Origin of the sequence: Clostridium merdae (assembly GCF_900176635.1) — a bacterium.
Taxonomy (GTDB): Bacteria; Bacillota; Clostridia; order Oscillospirales; family Acutalibacteraceae; genus Faecalispora; species Faecalispora merdae.
Genome location: NZ_FXLN01000003.1, coordinates 433181 through 450802 on the forward strand (window position 1 = coordinate 433181; position 17622 = coordinate 450802).

Consider the following 17622-nt stretch of genomic DNA (forward strand, 5'->3'; position numbering starts at 1 on the left):
ATTTGTTATTTAAGTAGTTTTGCGCTTGGGCGCAAGGCTTTGCCCTCGTGCCATGTGCTATCTTTTTTTGATTTAGTAAAGGTCTCTGCTTTGTTTGGAAAGAAGAATTGCGCTACGGCGCAAGGTTTCTGCTGGCGCAGGGCTTTGCCCCTCGTGCCGGGGCGGGCACCTACTTTCACGAAAGGGTGAAAGTAGGCAAAGGCCTTCCAAAGGGAGAGTATCGATTCCCTGCCTTTGGAATCCGACTGAGCTCCCGCTCTGCATCTATTTTCCGCACAGGAAACAAGCCTGTGCGTTGCAGATTGTGCGTAAGATTTTGCTTTACGCTTATAAAGCCATCATCCAGAATTGTGGATAAAGACAAAAAAGAACGCCGTTCCAATGAAGGAACGGCGTGAGCCGCACGGGCGATTGTGCGGCGGCGTTATACTCTTACAGACAATAGCGCGGCGAAGCTGGGGGATTCTATTTATTCCTCCATATGCTCAGGGGTTCTTTCTTGTGCTCAGGGGTACTTGTGCTTGCTCACTTTTTTTCCTGGGAGTGGAAAGTGAATGTGTGTGCTCAGTGATGTTATTGTTAAAAATGCAATATTAAATCCCACAATCTTTCACGGCTTATCACTTTTGTGAACCGCCGTGAACCCCAGCTCCGCGTTGCCCTGTCTGTAAGGCAACAAAAAAGCGCTCGTCACGGATAGACCCTCCTCTTTCAGGGTCAGTTCCACAACAAGCGCTCATTCTATCAGTGCATCTCACAACCAGAACAGAAAATGTTCTTTTTTGTGTTCCCCTCGCTGTTTACAAGTGGGAACAAATGGGTTATAATTGTGAAGCAATCCGCAGCGTAAGCTGTTGTTATGGAGGACGTATCTCCGTAGCAGAGGGTGGGTGTTCCAGCACTCACCCTCGCTTTGCACTTATAAGTGCCTTACAAAATATATTAAACCACATTTTACCAAAAAACGCAATCATAAATTTTGATTTTGGGAAAAATCATCACATATTCTACTGTTTTGTCGGATTTTTAGAATCCGACTTTTTTATTCATTGATTACAGAACAAAAAAAGCGTTCTTCTTAAAGAGAAGAACGCTTTTTCATTAATATCATCTTGAACATTCAAATATTATCTATCTGTCCATGAATCGAACCGAGTTGATATGGAAGGGTCATAAAACGGACAATCAAAATCAATTAAAATATCCATAAGCAAATTCATATCATCTTCATTCATGCCATAGCAATCGAACCGTACTACCTGTGAAGTTGAAAAAATTTGAAAGGAACCATGTCCCACTTTTTCATAATTGTTTTTGTCATGAATAGTCCAGTCAGAAAAAGTGTAAGAAATTTTATTGAATATTTCATTTATTGGGAGAGTTTCAAGTTCATCGACAATTATACCGTCACAACAGGCCATTTCATATACTTTGCCATCATCATGAGTGACTCCTGCTTTATATTTCCAAAAATTCAAATCTACACTCATTTTACCCCTCCCAAAACTCTAAAAAATATCTAAACTCAAAAGCTTTCTTTTTTTAGAAGAAAGCTTTTCTTATTTATCCAGCTGTTTTCACGATATTCCAGTTTTGTTTTAAGTAAATAACACCCGAAAGTACCGAAAGGATGGTAGCCACCGCAATAAAGAGCTGACCCAGCACCAGAGCCATTTGCTCATTTATTCCAAACGGGTAAGATAACATTTCCATCGTTAGTTCAAGAGAATATTGCAGCAAAAGCACCACCAAAATTGCAATAATTTGGCTTATGGTTTTTGCCTTGCCCCAATTGTTTGCGGCAATGACTTGCCCTTTGTCTGCCGCAACGAGACGAATGGAGGTCACCATAAACTCGCGAGCGATAATCAGCAATACCAGCCACACATTGGCAAGGTGCAGCTCCACAAAGCAGACCAAGGCGGAAATGACCAGCACTTTGTCCGCAAGAGGGTCCATAAATTTCCCAAAGTCGGTAATCTGGTTGTTTTTGCGTGCCAGCTTTCCATCCAGATGGTCGGTATACGATGCCACTGCAAATAGAAGCAGTGCAATGAGGTAATGGTGCGGCAAGTTTGGATTTAGCAGGACTACCACAAAAAACGGAACCAATATTAAACGAAACATGGTCAGCTTGTTGGGCAGATTCATAGCAGTTCCTCCACTTCCCCAATTAAATCACACTCAATAAAGTTCGTGATTTTCACACGGGCAAACTGCCCGGGGTATGGCTTTTGTTCTTTGGCAAAGAAAAACACCTTGCCGTCAATCTCGGGCGCATCCTGTTCACTGCGGCCAAACCAACACTCCGCGTAACGGTCGTAACCTTCGGTCATGACCAAAACGGTGTCACCGATTCTCTTCTGACACTGCTCTTCCATAATGCGCATCTGCTGTTCCATGAGCAGATCGCGGCGGTGAAGCTTGACCTCATCTTCCACCTGATTCGGCATTTTCGCCGCGGCAGTTCCCTCTTCACGGGAATAGGCAAAACAGCCCATGCGGTGAAAGCGGATTTCTTTTACGAACTCGGCGAGCTCGGTAAAATCCTCCTCGGTTTCACCGGGGAAGCCGGTAATCAGCGTGGTTCGCAGCGTGATGCCCGGCACACGCTCCCGAATTTTATGCAGCAACGCCGTAATAGAGGCACGGTCGCCGCCGCGATACATGGATTTGAGCATTCTGCCAGACACATGCTGAAGCGGCAGGTCGATGTACTTTGCCACCTTTTCCTGCCGAGCCATCGTGTCCAAAAGCTCATCGGTAATATAATCTGGGTAACAGTATAGCAGACGAATCCAGCGTAAACCGTCGATTTCACACAGTTGGTCAAGCAGCTCTGGCAACGCTAAGCGACCGTAAAGGTCTTCCCCGTAGCGGCTGGTATCCTGCGCAATTAGAATCAGCTCTTTTGTGCCGTCTGCCGCAAGGCCCTTGGCCTCTTCCACAATGCTTTCCATGGGGCGGCTGCGGTAGCGCCCGCGAATCATGGGGATGGCGCAGTATGCACAGTGGCTGTCGCAGCCCTCAGCTACCTTAATATAAGACATGTAGCTGGGGGTGGAGTGCACACGCTCGCCATACAGGGGCAAACGGTTCTTCGGCGGGAAGGATTCAGGGTTTTGCCCCTCGAGTGTTTTACGGATGATGTCGGCAATCTCGGTATTGGCACCAATGCCGATAACCGCATCTGCCTCCGGCAGTTCTTTACGGATTTCTTCCTGATAACGCTCCGCCATGCAGCCGGTAACCACGATTGCGCGAATTTGACCCTCTTTTTTAAGCCTTGCCAGCTCCAGAATTTCATCGATGGACTCTTGCTTTGCGTCGTCGATAAAACCGCAGGTATTCACAATCGCTACATCGGCTAAAGCCGCGTCACCTACCAAAGAAAAACCCTCATTCTTGAGGGTTGCCATAATCATTTCTCCGTCTACTCTGTTTTTTGCACAGCCTAAGCTGACCATTCCCACTGTTATTGCCATATTTGCTCCTCATCCAATTCTATGGTTTCGTCCAGACAGCGCAGCGCCTGCCATATCTCCGGCAGGCGATACCCCATCCGCTGCAAAGCATTCACTGCCCTGCGCCGCTGTTTTTCATCCCTTGCGGCTAGGGGGTACTTCTTTTCTATTATCTGCTGTATTTTTTCTTCCGGCTCGGGTGCAAGCTCTTCAATAATCTCCTGTGCTAGAGCAGAGTCTAGGCCTTTGCGGCAAAGCTCTAACCGAGCACGTGACGAAGAAAAGCCCTTGCGGTTTAGCAGTTCACCCGCAAGCTGACGCCCGCAGGCAGCATCATCGAGCAGCCCCAGCTCTTCCATACGGTCAGCCGCCCATTTTGCGGCCTCTGCGGGGTAATCGCGGCGAAGCTTTTCTTCCAGCTCCCGTTTAAAGTGCGGCCGGTGTTCCAGCAAATACAATGCTTTTTCCTTTGCCCGCACCTCGCCCGATTCTTGGCAAAGGCGGTGCAGCTCTTCGTCGGAAAGCTCTGCGCCTACACGAATCCCCTCACGGTAAAGCAAGCCGGAATCAAGCTTCATTGCGGGTTCACCATCCAGCACCAACAGGGAAAGGCCCTTGCGGTGAGCACGGATTGCCGTAATTTGCATTAGTCATCCACCAGAATATCGATATTCGCCTTGGAGGATGCTCTTCCAGCCGGGGCGGGTTTCGCAGGTGCGGCTTCCTCCACCGGCTTTGCCACTTCCGTCGGCACGGAGGGTGCCGCTGGCTTTTTGGGAGAACCAGATGCCTTTGCGGGCAAGCGGTCGGCGTTATCGCGCAGCTTCTGCTCAATTTCAGCGCACAGCTCCGGGTTGCTCTTGAGGAACTCCTTGGAATTGTCGCGCCCTTGCCCCAAACGGGTTTCTCCATACGAGAACCAAGCGCCGCTCTTTTGCACAATGTCGAGCTTGGCGGCAAGGTCGAGCAGCTCACCCTCGCGGGAAATTCCCTGCCCATACATTACGTCGAACTCCGCCTCACGGAAGGGCGGTGCAATTTTGTTTTTAACCACCTTGGCACGGGTACGCGAGCCAATCTGCTCGGTTCCGTTCTTCAGGGTTTCGGTCTTACGAATATCGATACGCACGGATGCATAAAACTTGAGCGCACGGCCGCCGGGAGTTACCTCAGGGCTGCCATAAATAACGCCCACTTTTTCACGTAGCTGGTTAATAAAGATGGCGACGCAGTTCGATTTGGAAATTGCGCCCGCCAGCTTGCGCAATGCCTGCGACATTAAACGAGCCTGCAAGCCAACGTGAGAATCGCCCATATCTCCCTCAATTTCCGCACGGGGAACGAGAGCCGCAACGGAGTCGACCACGATAACATCAATCGCACCAGAGCGCACAAGCGCCTCAGTAATTTCAAGAGCCTGCTCGCCTGTATCTGGCTGAGAAACGAGAAGCGCGTCCACATCTACACCCAGGGCGCGCGCATAAATGGGGTCAAGCGCATGCTCTACGTCAATAAATGCGGCATAGCCACCGTTTTTCTGCCCCTGCGCAATGCAGTGCAGTGCCAGCGTGGTTTTACCGGAGGATTCCGGCCCATATACCTCTACAATTCGCCCTCTGGGTAAACCGCCGATTCCCAACGCCATATCCAACGAAAAAGAGCCGGTGGAGATTGCTTCCACCTGCATTGCCTGATTTTGACCCAAGCGCATAACGGCACCTTTGCCAAACTGTTTTTCGATTTGTGCCAATGCCGTATCCAGTGCCTTGCTTCTATCCACTGCCATGGGAAAACTCCTCCGCTCTCTATTTGAAATCGCCCAAATAATTGATAGCCTTAAAAACCGACCGCGGCGTAGCCACGCCGAAAGCGCAAATGCGCTTTCCCAAACGGCAGAGTTGTGCCGTTTGGGGTCGGTAAAATCTAAATTAATTATACTGTATTCGTACTATAAAATCAATGGATTTGGCGAAAAAATCGAACGAATGTTTTATTCTGTAATTCAATATCTTATTATTTACCGCGGTACACACCAGACACCACACGGTCAAAACCGTTAAAATCTTGGTGCACCTGCAAACGCATAAGGCCCGATTTGCGGAACAAAGCAGAAACTGCCTCGGCCTGTGTTTCTCCAATTTCCACAGCGACGATTCCTCCCTGCTTTAACCGAGGGAACCAAACGCTTGCGATGGAACGGTAAAAATCGAGACCATCACTTCCACCATCTAGCGCGGTGGGAGGCTCAGCTTGTACCTCCTTTTGCAAAAGAGGAAGCTCCGCCGAATCAATATAGGGCGGGTTCGACACAATGGCGTTCAAATCCACCAACTCGGGCGCGGAATCGCCTTGTGTAATATCGGCACGAACCGCGGTTACACGCTCTTCCCCGTATTGCTTCAGGTTCCTTTGCAAATACGAATATGCTTGCTCATACCATTCTAAACATGCAACCCGCGCATCACTGCGCAAGCGGGATAGCCCTAAGCCAACCGCACCCGTACCGGCGCACAAATCTGCCACACGCGGTGCGGGGTGCCCGCTTAGAAGCTCTGCCGCTGTGTAAACCAGCAGCTCGGTTTCTTCCCGCGGAATCAGCACGCCCTCGCCCACGGCAAGGCGCATGCCGAAGAATTCCCACTCTCCTAAAATATATTGGAGTGGGCGGCGGGAGCATCGCTGCACAATAGCATGAAAAAACGCCTCGGTTTGCTTTACCGGAGCTTCTTGTTCCCCGCGAAGCAAAAGGCCTTGACGATCCATCCCAAACGCGCAGCGAAACAAGCAAATGGCATCGAACGCAGGGCTGTCTATCCCCGCGCTTTGCAATCGATTTTTCCCCTCTTGATAGGCCTGTTGAAAGGTCATCTTACAATTCGGTCCTCTCCGTTTTCCGGAATGACTTCTTTCATTGCACTGATGGCAACCTCAATCATGGAGTCATCCGGCTCTTTGGTAGTCAGGCGCTGCATCCACATGCCCGGCGCCGAAATAATGCGAGTAAACAAATTATCGTATTTGCCGCACAGGCGAATTAACTCGTAGCCAACACCCATGAGCAGCGGTACGCACAATATTTTTGCCGCACTGCGGACAAAGGGGTTGGTAAACGGGATAAAGTAACCCGCGATAATGCCAAGCAGCAGCATAATCACCATAAAGCTCGTGCCGCAGCGCGGGTGAAAGCGTTGGTGGCGGCGAACATTTTCTACCGTAAGCTCTTCTTCATTTTCATAGCAAAAAATTGTTTTATGTTCTGCCCCGTGGTATTGAAACACGCGTTTAATATCCGGCAGGCTCGCGCAAAATGCAATGTACCCTATGAAAATCAAGATTCTTAAGAAGCCTTCAAACACCGAGCGCCATGAAGCAAGCCCCTCACCCCACAAATGCGCTTGCCCTTGGTTAAACAGCCACGTAGGGAGCCAGAAAAACAGCCCTACTGAAATAAGCACACCCAAAACCGCGCTGAGTGTCATAATCGCGTTCATGAGTTTGTCGCCAAACACGCGCTGCATCCATTGGTCAAATTTAGAGGGGGTTTCGTCATCCTCCAGACCCGATTTTTCGGCTGAAATACTTAGTGCCTTATAACCGACTACCAGCGCATCAATAAACCCTGCCACACCACGAATAATGGGTAAACGCAGCAGACTGTGGCGGTCCCGCAGGCGGTTTGTTGCAATTTCCTCCGTAGAAACGGTGTTGTCTGGCATTCGAACGGCCAAGGCGGTTTTAAATGGGCCTTGCATCATTACGCCCTCCATTACAGCCTGTCCGCCAATGCTTGTAATTAATTTTGTTTTTTCTCTAGCCATTTTGTTCGGAATTCCTTTCTTCCGTCGCAGCAGCCGGTTTTATTTCCGGCAGTGACTGCCTCAGTGTTGGGATGGTAATGGTAACTACGGTTCCCACATCCTCTTGGCTTTCCACTTGCAGGCGTCCATCATGCAGGCGCATGATTTCATCTGCAAGCGCCAGCCCTATGCCGGAGCCGCGCACCGTTTGATTTGCTTTGTAAAACTTCTTTTTCACATTGGGAAGATCCTTTGCTGAGATACCGCAGCCCGTATCGCTAATTACAACACGGATTTTACCATTGGTTTCTTCCGCGGTTACGGTAACGGTATCGCCTTCTTTTGTATATTTAAGAGCATTATCAATAATATTGACAAACACCTGGCGTAGGCGGTTAATGTCACCCAATACCGGAGTTAGCAAAGGGGGTTCTTCATACACCAGAAATTTACCCTCTGCCTGTGCACGGTCGGTAAACATATACACCGCTTCACCCAGCTCGGCAAGAATATCAATCTTGTCCATCATCAGGGTCATGCGGCCATTCTGCATGCGGGAGAAGTCGAGTAGCTCCTCAACAATCCCGGAAAGCCGCTCCGACTCACGGATGATAACGCCCATTCCTTTCTCATACGTATCGCGCTCTGCATCATCAATGCTCTGCAAGGTTTCCGCCCAGCCCTTAATGGCGGTAAGCGGAGTTCGCAGTTCATGCGAAACAGAAGAGATAAAATCATTTTTCATTTTTTCAGCCGTACCTAGCTCAACCGCCATGCGATTGACTGTTTCGCACAGCTCGCCAATCTCATCGTTCTGGCGGTTTTGAATGCGCGCATCAAAATCGCCCTGTGCAATTCGTTTTGCTGTAGCACTGATGAGCTTGATGGGGTCGACAATCGACTTGATAAAATAAGTGCTGGAAAACACGACAAATAGAATGACCAGAAAGCCCAGCGCCAAAAGAGCACCAACTATGGTTAAAATCTGCCGGTCTGCCTCCTCTAGGGATACGACATAGCGTATGCTGCCGAGGGGTGCTCCACTTTGACTGCGGATAACTCTGGTAACAGCCATCACCTTTTCACCGGAGGAAAGGCGGCCTTGCCACGTTCCGTAGTTCTCCCTGTTCTCCTGCGCCAGCTTTACATCTGGCATCACTTGGTCTTGGTCGGGTGGGAAACCCGTGGAGGTAACAAGAATGCGGCCAGTGGAGCTCAACACCATCATTTCCATCATCTGCTTGCTTGCAGAGTTTTGAACATAAGCACGCGCAACGGTGGAAAACTCCGTTGTGGTCTTGTTATTGTAGCCTGAAAAGAGGTTGGTAAGTTCATCAGAACGCCCGTTAATGGTTTGCTGAATACCATTATAAACATACCCCTGCACTACCAAAGAAAGAGAAAGGATTAATGCGGAAAGAACCAGAAGAATAATACCGAGGCTGTTGAGTAACCAGCGCCGAGTAATGCCCCAAATCTTCATTTTTCCGCTCTCCTTTCTTCGTTTTACTTCTGACTTAAAACCGCTGTTGCTAATCTGTTACAAACAGATTTGATTTTTCTTTAATTATAGGTGGTAAGAATGAAATTTTCGCCTTTCGGCTGTAAAACTCGCTCTTAGGCTTCCCACTTATAGCCCAGACCCCATACGGTTACAATGTGCTTGGGGTTCGACGGTTCATCCTCTATTTTCATTCGTAGACGGCGAATGTTCACGTCTACAATTTTTTCTTCCCCGTAATACGCGTCGCCCCATACATGCTTTAAAATATCAGAGCGATCGAGTGCTTTGCCGGGGTTTGAAAAGAAATACTCCATAATTTGAAATTCCACTTGCGTGAGTTCAATCGGTACGTTGTCCTTCATTAAAGCACGGTTGCGTAGATTCAGCGAGAAAATACCAGAACGAATCTCTTCCCGAAAATTGTTGCCGCTCCGCATTTCTGCCAGCGCTACGCGGCGGTACACAGCATCCACCCTTGCCACGAGTTCACTAGGGGAAAAAGGCTTTGTCACGTAATCGTCCGCACCCATCATTAGGCCGCTTACCTTATCCATCTCCTGCGTTTTGGCGGTGAGAAGAATAATGCCGATGGAACCACTTTTTTGGCGCAGCTCACGACAAACTGCGAGGCCATCATGCTGGCCGGGCATCATAATATCGAGTATGGCGAGGTCAAACATCCCATTTTCTTTTTCATACAAAGCCAAAGCATGGTCTCCATTCTCTGCCTCTGTTACATCGTAGCCTGCTCGCTTTAGATTAATAACAACAAATTCACGAATGGTCTGTTCATCTTCTGCAACCAATATTCTCTTCAAGGTCTCATTCCTCCTCTGCGTATTTTAATCTTGCGGTGCAATCAAATGAAAGCTGTTTGAAATATCGTTTATATTCGGTGCGAGCGGGTCATCCGGCTGCAAAACGGAGGCAGCGTAAACCGTTTCATTGCGTTCCGCAAGTTTGTAAAAACCGTTTGTTACCGCACCGGCAGCCCACTCCTGCTCCGTAAACTCCTGAATTTTGAGTAAGGCGGTGCCTATTGTTCCGGCAGCAGATTTATTTATCACATTGCTGGCTGCATTTTTGGCGGTATTACTAGCAGGGATCCACTTGTAAAACGTGAGCGAACGCGTTTCACGATCCACTTTTACCGTAAATTTAATTTCTCCATCGCGCCACATGTCAGGTACCAAAAACCAGTACCCACTCTTTTGATTAATGACCATGCTCATTACACGCTGCAACGTATTGTTCGAGCTTTCGAACCGGTACCAGTTGGTCATCGCACATGCTTCATCTGGCAACGGCAGGGAATAACTCGGGAGAGAAGTGACCACGGGGATTTCAATGAGTGTATCCCCATTCATATCTCGCGCTGTAATGTTGGTAGTTCGCTGTGTAAAATTGGCATTTTGTACACCGGAAGCAAAAAACGGTGATTGCAGTAGCTTCTTCTTTGCATCCCAAAACAAAACCTCCGTAATATAGTTGCCCCCGGCCTTCACACCGTCAAGCACTACACCATATTGAGAGGTGTTAATCATCCCTGCTGTAATAGAAGCGTATTTGGTAACGCCCGTATCCAAATGCGCAGAGCCAATGGTCTCAACCATATTATCCGTTACACGTAATAATCGGGCAATTGCACTTTGCTCCGGCGTTGAGACAGAAGCCGTAAAGATTTCGTCGTTGGTATCACCATCAAAATCCCGAACCTCCATTTCATTATAAGGCTGATTATAAGAAAGCTCGGTCATTTTACCGTCGTGGTACGAATAAATGCTGATGGATGAGGTTTGGTTGAGTACACTGCCCCACCCCACAATCACATCATCTACACCATCCCGGTTTACATCGCCAAAGCAAATCTTATCCACTTGAGTGGCGGGATTATTAAAAGAGCCTACCTCCGCCCAAGTTTCAGTGCCTCCGCGAATAAACGAAATGGTTATACCACCCTTTTGGTCGGTATTTTGGTACAGGGCAATGGCATCTTCTACACCGTCTCCCGTTAAATCCCACATTAAAATAGCCGAGCGGTAGTCCCCACGGCTTGGGTAGCTTAGCTTGAGCTGGTTATTTGTTTTCTTCTCCAGAACCTTATGAATTTGCTCTTTATTGCCGGTTGCACGCGGCGGGCGCATGAGCGTTTGAGGGTCTAGGCTAACCGAAGAACAGCCAGAGCACAGCAAAGCTAGGGCTATCATTACAGCAATCACCCGTTTCCTCATCTTTACACGTCCTTTCGTTGCAACCTACCAAGTAAAAATACTTTCTAATGATGTACCCAATCTAGCGGGGAATCATACTATAACTAATCTATAATTATACCATATTTTTATAGAATTCAAATTATTTCTATCTGTTTTACGCTAAAAAACACTTCATAAAAATACGAATGAAAGCAATGTACAAATGCGCTATAAATTGTATTTGTTAAGACTTACATGGTTCCATCATAAAACAGCAAGAAACTTTTTAATGAACCAGTCCATTTTCTCTTAGCCACATAGCTGGGGTTATTATAACATTTTGCCCTTAAAAAAAACAGTCCCCACTTTTTAGAAGAAACGTATTTCGCACCAGTAAAAAATTTCACTTTATTGTATTGACTTTTTCTTCATTTTTGCATACAATACATATGAACAGTTATTCATATGTTCATATGTGCAAAGGAGAATTCGTAAAATGGATGAAAGAATAGAAGAGTTAGACCATTGCGATTTAAGTGGTATACACCCAGAATCCATACAGCAAGCGAAAGAAAAAATGCCCAAAGAAGAGCACCTGCTTGACCTCGCTGATTTTTTCCGTATTTTCGGTGATTCTACAAGAGTTAAAATTGTATGCGCTCTTCTTTCCACTGAGCTTTGTGTATGCGACATTGCTGAGCTTTTGGAAATATCGCAGTCTGCAATTTCACACCAGCTTCGTGTTTTAAAGCAAGCTCGTTTGGTAAAAGCCCGCAGGGCTGGCAAAGTGATTTATTATTCTCTGGACGATGAGCATATTGAAGCGATTTTAAGTTTGGGTCTAACCCATATTAAAGAGAAATAACAAAGAAGGAAGGGTGGGAAATCATAAATGGCTACGAAGGAATTTGCGGTAGAAAACTTAGGCTGTGCGCACTGCGCGGCAGAAATTGAACACGAGGTAGGAAAGCTGGATGGCATTTCAGCCGCTTCACTCGATTTTGTATCAAAAACACTACGAGTTGAGCTATTAGACGAACAGCGGTTTCCAGAGCTTTCAACGAAGATGCAGGAAATCGCACAGGGTCACGAACCAGATATACGACTCACCGAACGCAAAGCGGCGCAGGCCGGCGAACGAATTTTATATTTAAAGGGCTTGGATTGCGCAGATTGCGCTGCAAAAATAGAGCGTCAGCTTCAAACTCTTAGTGGAATGCAGGAAGCACAGGTGAATTTTGCTGCACAACGAGTTCTGTTAAAGGCAGAGAATTCTGAAAAGCTGCCGGAATTAACCCGTGAAACCATACAGATTATTAAGAAAATGGAGCCGGATGTAACCGTAGCTTTTCGCGAAGAAGATACCGAGGGCGAAGAAGACGAAAAAAAGGAACGAATTTCTCGAATCCTTCTTGCGGTGGGCATAGCGCTCTTTGCAGTAGGTATGATTTTCCCCATGGCCGCCTTACCCTCATTTCTCCTCTATTTTGCAGCTTATCTATTAATTGGTGGCGAGATTCTTCTCATTGCCGTGCGTAATATTTTGCGTGGTCAGGTTTTTGATGAGAACTTCTTAATGTCTATTGCCACCATTGGTGCTTTTGCAATCGGCGAATTTCCCGAAGGTGTTGCCGTTATGCTGTTCTACCGTGTGGGGGAACTGTTTCAGGACATTGCAGTCAACCGTTCCCGCACCTCCATTAAAGCATTAATGGATATTCGCCCTGATTTTGCAAATCTAAAGCTTGGTGACGAGATACGCCGTGTTTCACCGGAAGAAGTTGGCGTTGGAGATTTGATTGTTGTAAAAACAGGCGAAAAAATTCCGCTCGATGGCGTTGTGGTGCAGGGCACCTCTTCGCTAGACACCTCCGCATTAACTGGTGAATCCTTACCAAGAGACGTACAGCCCGGTAGTCAGGTTCTCTCCGGTTCCATTAACCAAAGCGGTCTACTCACCATTGAGGTACAAAAGGAATTTGGAGATTCTACTGCCTCTCGTATTTTGGATTTGGTTCAGAATGCAAGCGGCAAAAAGGCCCCCACCGAAAACTTTATTACAAAATTTGCCCGCTATTATACACCAGTCGTGGTATTTGCGGCAATCGCATTGGCGCTCATTCCTCCTCTGGTTCTCCCCGGAGCTGACTTTAACACATGGATTTACCGTGCACTGGCATTTTTGGTTGTTTCTTGCCCTTGTGCACTGGTTATATCGATTCCACTTGGCTTCTTTGGTGGTATTGGAGCAGCTTCACGCCAAGGAATTTTAATCAAAGGCAGCAACTACTTGGAAGCACTCAACGGGCTAGACACCGTTGTGTTTGATAAAACCGGTACACTTACCAAGGGCAGCTTTACCGTAACAGATATTCTTCCCGCAAAAATAGAAAAGGATGAGCTTTTGCGTTATGCCGCTCTGGCAGAAAGCGCCTCCAACCACCCCATTGCTCAATCTATTGTAAAAGCATATGGTCAGTCCGTTGAAGACGGCAAGGAGATGGAACGCACCGAAATTGCCGGTCACGGCATTCGTGCAATCATTGACGGAAAAGTGGTTTTGGCTGGTAATAGCCGCCTTATGGAATCCGAAGGAATTCCATTTGAAGCAGTCTCTATTCCTGGTTCCCTTGTATATTTGGCTATCGACGGTGAATATGCCGGCTGCCTTGTGATTGCAGATGAAATTAAGGAAGACAGCAAGCACGCAGTGGAAGAGCTTCGCCGTACCGGAGTTCATACCATTGCCATGCTTACCGGTGACAGCCGTGCCGTAGGCGAACGTGTTGCCCAAAGCATTGGAATCGACACCGTATTCGCAGAGCTTCTGCCTGACCAGAAGGTGGAGCGCGTAGAACTGCTGGAGAGCAAAAAAGCGCCCGGCGGTAAGCTCGCCTTTGTGGGCGACGGCATTAACGATGCTCCGGTTCTCGCCCGTGCAGACATTGGCATTGCCATGGGCGGAATTGGCTCGGATGCTGCTATCGAAGCGGCAGATATTGTATTGATGACCGACGAGCTCTCAAAGCTACCCACCGCCGTTCGTATTGCTAAGAAAACCCGCAGTATTGTATGGCAAAACATTTGGTTTGCACTTGGTGTTAAGGGTATCATCCTCGTTCTTGCAGCGTTGGGCTATGCCTCTATGTGGGCGGCAGTGTTTGGCGATGTTGGCGTTGCATTAATTGCTGTTTTGAATGCAATGCGTGCCTTAAATACAAAATAATTATTTGATTAACCGCAGATTTTGGTGCGAACAGTGCAATACTACTTAGGTAGATTTGCATTTGTTTTACCGGAATCTGCGGATTTTTTTGCGTTTATATCGTTTTGTTCACAAGTATACACTTGTAAACTTTTCGTAATTCGGTAATACTAAATGTGCTTCTGCTCTCATTTTTTTCCATACAGAGCTTACTTACACTCGTTCTGCCCAAGGTTTTTATTGGCGATTGTCGAATTTAATGATATAATAAAACTTGTGTGTATTTTCAATAAATATTACTGCGGTATTGCAAATTGCCGGATATATCTTTGGGATAAAGCATGCGGCATAACTGGTTTTGCTCTATCGTCTCAAATAATTGGCATAACAAGGCCGGTTTGGTTCATATCAGCCAAACCAAGCGGGAAAGGAGGCTGGAAGTTTGCAAAGCTCACCTTCCAATCAACAACAAGCTGTAGACCCCAAGAGAGAAAAACAGAAAAAATGGTTTACCACCATTACTCTGATTTTATCAATTGGAGTTATCGTATATTTCATTTTAACGACCGATGGCATTAACACCTTAATGGAAATATCGAAGAATATAAAGGTGTGGTGGCTGTGGGTAGCCTTGCTTGCTGTAATGGTGCGCTATGCGATTGAGGGGTATGTACTCTACCTGTTATCGCACCATTTAGACCCATCGTGGACTTTTCGAAAATCCTTTACAGTTGGTATGGTAGGCTTTTTGTACAGCGCTCTCACTCCGTTTTCGGCCGGTGAACCTATGGAGATTTACACAATGGATCGCATGGGTATGAGCGCAGGCGCCTCCAGTGCAGTCATTGCGTTAAAGTCTTTAATCTACCAAATAGTAATGATGGTGTACTGTCTCTTCTTTATTGCAACTGAATTTCAATACTTTCAGGCAGTGCTCGATAATATTTTCCTCGTAATTATTTTAACCTTAGTCATTAACATGGCCATTATCGGGGTTATCCTTATCGTAATGCTAAATTCCCGCCTTACCCATAAACTCCTGCGTTTTTTGATGGCAGTGATTCTTCGCCTAAAATGGTGCAAGCACCCCAAACGCCTGTACCGTAAAATTCGCAATCAGCTTTATGCGTTCCATGACGGAGCCGCATTAATGGGGCGAAACACTGCTTTATATGTAAAATCTGGTCTACTCACTTTGGTTCAAATTACTTGTGCAAGTATTATTCCATATTTTATTCACCAAAGCTTTAATTTGCACGGGGCACCCTTTTACACCATGATGGCTGCCGATACCTTCGTTACCATGGCAGCAGCGTTTGTTCCACTACCGGGCTCTTCTGGCGGTGCGGAGGGTGGCTTCTACCTGTTTTTCCACGACATGTTCGGTGCTACCATCTTCCCGGCAATCTTACTGTGGCGTATTTTAGCATATTACAGCAGCATTGTATTCGGCTACCTGACCACTTTGGTTGCCGCAAAAAAGAACTGGATGTAAAATTACTTCCTTTTCAGACTCAATCCCCTCTATTCTGCTCCTGAAATGGAGAGTTTAGCGGGGTTTTTTACTCTATTTTTCTTAAAAAGATGTTATTTTGAAAACGATGTAGGAAAGAAAGGCTTTCCTCACTCTATAATCTATGTTATACTAGTTAAGTAACCTAACCATTTTTTGAGATTCCGGATCGGTCTTTTTTGCCACGCCAACCGACCCCTTTTCTTTCGCTGGCGGCCGAAAAAGACCCGATCTAAAAAATAGATGCGAAAGGAAGTAAGGAATGAGAGACATTTTAATTGACTCATTGAAGGAATCGACCCTATCTGTTTTGCCTATCTGCGCCATAGTTCTTGCCTTCTCATTTATACTGCCCTTAACCACCGTAGCTTTATTTTTAACCGGTGCGGTGCTTTTGGTTATTGGCCTAGGCATATTCACGCTTGGCTCTGACATGGCTATTCTCCCAATGGGAGAGGCAATTGGCTCTGAGCTGACGCGATCCAAAAAAATTGGGTGGATTGCCGGCGGCGGATTTCTAATTGGTGTGGTAGTTACCATTGCAGAGCCAGATTTGCAGGTACTTACAAAACAGGTTCCCGCTGTACCAGACGAGGTTTTGGTTGGTGCAGTCGCGTTTGGTGCAGGTGCCTTTCTGGTTCTGGCACTCATGCGCATTGTGTTTCAAATTAGTTTATCGCGCTTGTTCATCGTATCCTACGCTTTGGTGTTTTTAGTGGCAGGAATTTTTTCTCCTGATTTCTTAGCAGTAGCCTTTGATTCCGGCGGCGTAACCACCGGCCCCATCACCGTGCCGTTTATACTGGCACTTGGCATGGGTGTTTCTACTGTTCTTTCCAGTAAAAACAGTGAAGAAGATAGCTTTGGTCTGTGCGCGCTCTGCTCAATCGGCCCCATTATAACCGTTCTTATTTTGGGGATATTTTACGATTCCTCCTCCTCCGGATTTGCGTTTGAATCGCCTGCAGAGCTCGAAAATTTTGGTCAAATACCTGCGCTCTACGCAACGCAGTTTATTGAATCGTTAAAAGAGGTTATTACAGTTCTTCTGCCTATTTTAACTATCTTTATATTGTTCCAGATACTCCGATTAAAGCTTGCCCGTACCAAAATGATAAAAATTATGGTAGGTATTTTGTATACGATACTCGGGCTTTCTATTTTCTTAACCGGCGTTAACGTTGGCTTTATGCCCGTTGGTCGTTTTCTGGGCAGCCACATTGCTACTTTTACACATAATTGGATTTTGATTCCGCTTGCTGCTCTACTGGGCTTTTTCATTGTTACCGCAGAGCCTGCCGTGTATATTCTTAATAAACAGGTTGAGGATATTACCAGTGGTGCTATCTCACAACGTGTGATGCAGGTGGGGCTTTCGGTAGGTGTAAGCCTTGCGGTATGCCTTGCCATGCTACGAATCATGTTCCAAATTAATATTTGGTATTTCTTACTACCTTGCTATGCCATTGCGCTCATTCAAACGAAATTTACACCCAAAGTATTTACAGCCATTGCGTTCGACTCCGGCGGAGTTGCCGCGGGTACAATGGCAGGGGCGTTCCTTCTGCCCTTTGGTGTAGGTGTATGCGAAGCGCTCGGCGGTAACGTAATGACCGACGCTTTCGGTATGATCGCCATGATTGCCACTCTTCCCCTCATCACAATTCAGGGCATTGGCATACTGTTCCAGCATAAGAGCCGCAAGGCAGCTCTGCTCGAACCCCAGGTTTCCGATGCGCCCGATGATTTGATTATCGATATGGAGATTGGCAGCGATTCAGAGCCTGCACTTTTCGAAGTAAAACCGGAGCAAGAGCTTGCGCTGGTCGCATTCGACCCGCAAACAGAGCCTGAAGAAGACGAAGCTTTGCAAGAGGAACCGGAACAAGAAACGGTAAACTCAACGCAAGATGAAAACAAATAGACGACCCCCTTTCCGGGAAAAAA

Annotated in this window: 14 protein-coding genes; 4 read left to right on the forward strand and 10 right to left on the reverse strand. The window is 46.9% G+C overall.

All coding sequences use genetic code 11. The annotated features are described in order from the left end of the window. Positions 1-1127: 1127 nt before the first annotated feature. From CAN90_RS03850 to CAN90_RS03895, 10 genes are all read right to left on the reverse strand, one after another. Positions 1128-1490, reverse strand: coding sequence for a hypothetical protein (locus CAN90_RS03850; RefSeq protein ID WP_085832513.1), 363 nt, complete (start codon positions 1488-1490; stop codon positions 1128-1130). A 73-nt stretch (positions 1491-1563) separates the two neighbouring features. Then, the gene (pgsA, locus tag CAN90_RS03855) at positions 1564-2151 is read right to left on the reverse strand and encodes a CDP-diacylglycerol--glycerol-3-phosphate 3-phosphatidyltransferase (protein ID WP_085832514.1); all 588 of its coding nucleotides are present in this window, start codon (positions 2149-2151) and stop codon (positions 1564-1566) included. Further along, positions 2148-3485, reverse strand: a complete 1338-nt coding sequence (gene rimO / locus CAN90_RS03860) for a 30S ribosomal protein S12 methylthiotransferase RimO (protein ID WP_085832515.1) — start codon at positions 3483-3485, stop codon at positions 2148-2150. The genes pgsA and rimO overlap by 4 nt, the downstream gene beginning before the upstream one ends. Next, on the reverse strand, positions 3476-4111 hold the full coding sequence (locus CAN90_RS03865) for a regulatory protein RecX (protein ID WP_085832516.1): 636 nt from the start codon (positions 4109-4111) through the stop codon (positions 3476-3478). Before CAN90_RS03865 ends, rimO begins: the two co-directional genes overlap by 10 nt. Continuing rightward, positions 4111-5250, reverse strand: coding sequence for a recombinase RecA (gene recA / locus CAN90_RS03870; protein WP_085832517.1), 1140 nt, complete (start codon positions 5248-5250; stop codon positions 4111-4113). The genes CAN90_RS03865 and recA overlap by 1 nt, the downstream gene beginning before the upstream one ends. A gap of 227 nt (positions 5251-5477) precedes the next feature. Further along, complete coding sequence (gene prmC / locus CAN90_RS03875; protein ID WP_085832518.1) at positions 5478-6332, reverse strand: peptide chain release factor N(5)-glutamine methyltransferase; 855 nt, start codon at positions 6330-6332, stop codon at positions 5478-5480. Beyond that, a complete protein-coding gene (locus CAN90_RS03880; RefSeq protein WP_085832519.1) occupies positions 6329-7282 on the reverse strand; it encodes a DUF1385 domain-containing protein in 954 nt (317 codons plus the stop codon). The genes prmC and CAN90_RS03880 overlap by 4 nt, the downstream gene beginning before the upstream one ends. Continuing rightward, positions 7275-8744 (reverse strand): sensor histidine kinase, encoded by a 1470-nt coding sequence (locus tag CAN90_RS03885; protein ID WP_085832520.1) that lies wholly within the window; start codon positions 8742-8744, stop codon positions 7275-7277. The genes CAN90_RS03880 and CAN90_RS03885 overlap by 8 nt, the downstream gene beginning before the upstream one ends. A 134-nt stretch (positions 8745-8878) precedes the next feature. Beyond that, on the reverse strand, positions 8879-9583 hold the full coding sequence (locus CAN90_RS03890; protein ID WP_085832521.1) for a response regulator transcription factor: 705 nt from the start codon (positions 9581-9583) through the stop codon (positions 8879-8881). Positions 9584-9607: 24 nt separating this feature from the next. Beyond that, the gene (locus CAN90_RS03895) at positions 9608-10996 is read right to left on the reverse strand and encodes an FG-GAP repeat domain-containing protein (protein ID WP_085832522.1); all 1389 of its coding nucleotides are present in this window, start codon (positions 10994-10996) and stop codon (positions 9608-9610) included. A gap of 457 nt (positions 10997-11453) precedes the next feature. Here CAN90_RS03895 and CAN90_RS03900 point away from each other — a divergent pair, with 457 nt between their 5' ends. The 4 genes from CAN90_RS03900 to CAN90_RS03915 all read left to right on the forward strand — a co-directional run bounded on the left by CAN90_RS03900 (position 11454) and on the right by CAN90_RS03915 (position 17599). Then, on the forward strand, positions 11454-11822 hold the full coding sequence (locus tag CAN90_RS03900) for an ArsR/SmtB family transcription factor (protein ID WP_085832523.1): 369 nt from the start codon (positions 11454-11456) through the stop codon (positions 11820-11822). A gap of 27 nt (positions 11823-11849) precedes the next feature. Beyond that, positions 11850-14183: a heavy metal translocating P-type ATPase gene (locus CAN90_RS03905; RefSeq protein WP_085832524.1), complete on the forward strand. Its 2334-nt coding sequence runs from the start codon at positions 11850-11852 to the stop codon at positions 14181-14183. 421 nt (positions 14184-14604) lie between these two features. Then, positions 14605-15657 carry a lysylphosphatidylglycerol synthase transmembrane domain-containing protein gene (locus CAN90_RS03910; protein ID WP_085832525.1) on the forward strand — a complete coding sequence of 351 codons (1053 nt, stop codon included), beginning with the start codon at positions 14605-14607 and terminating at the stop codon, positions 15655-15657. Between the two features lie 280 nt (positions 15658-15937). Then, positions 15938-17599: a DUF1538 domain-containing protein gene (locus CAN90_RS03915; protein WP_085832526.1), complete on the forward strand. Its 1662-nt coding sequence runs from the start codon at positions 15938-15940 to the stop codon at positions 17597-17599. The last annotated feature ends 23 nt before the right edge of the window (positions 17600-17622 follow it).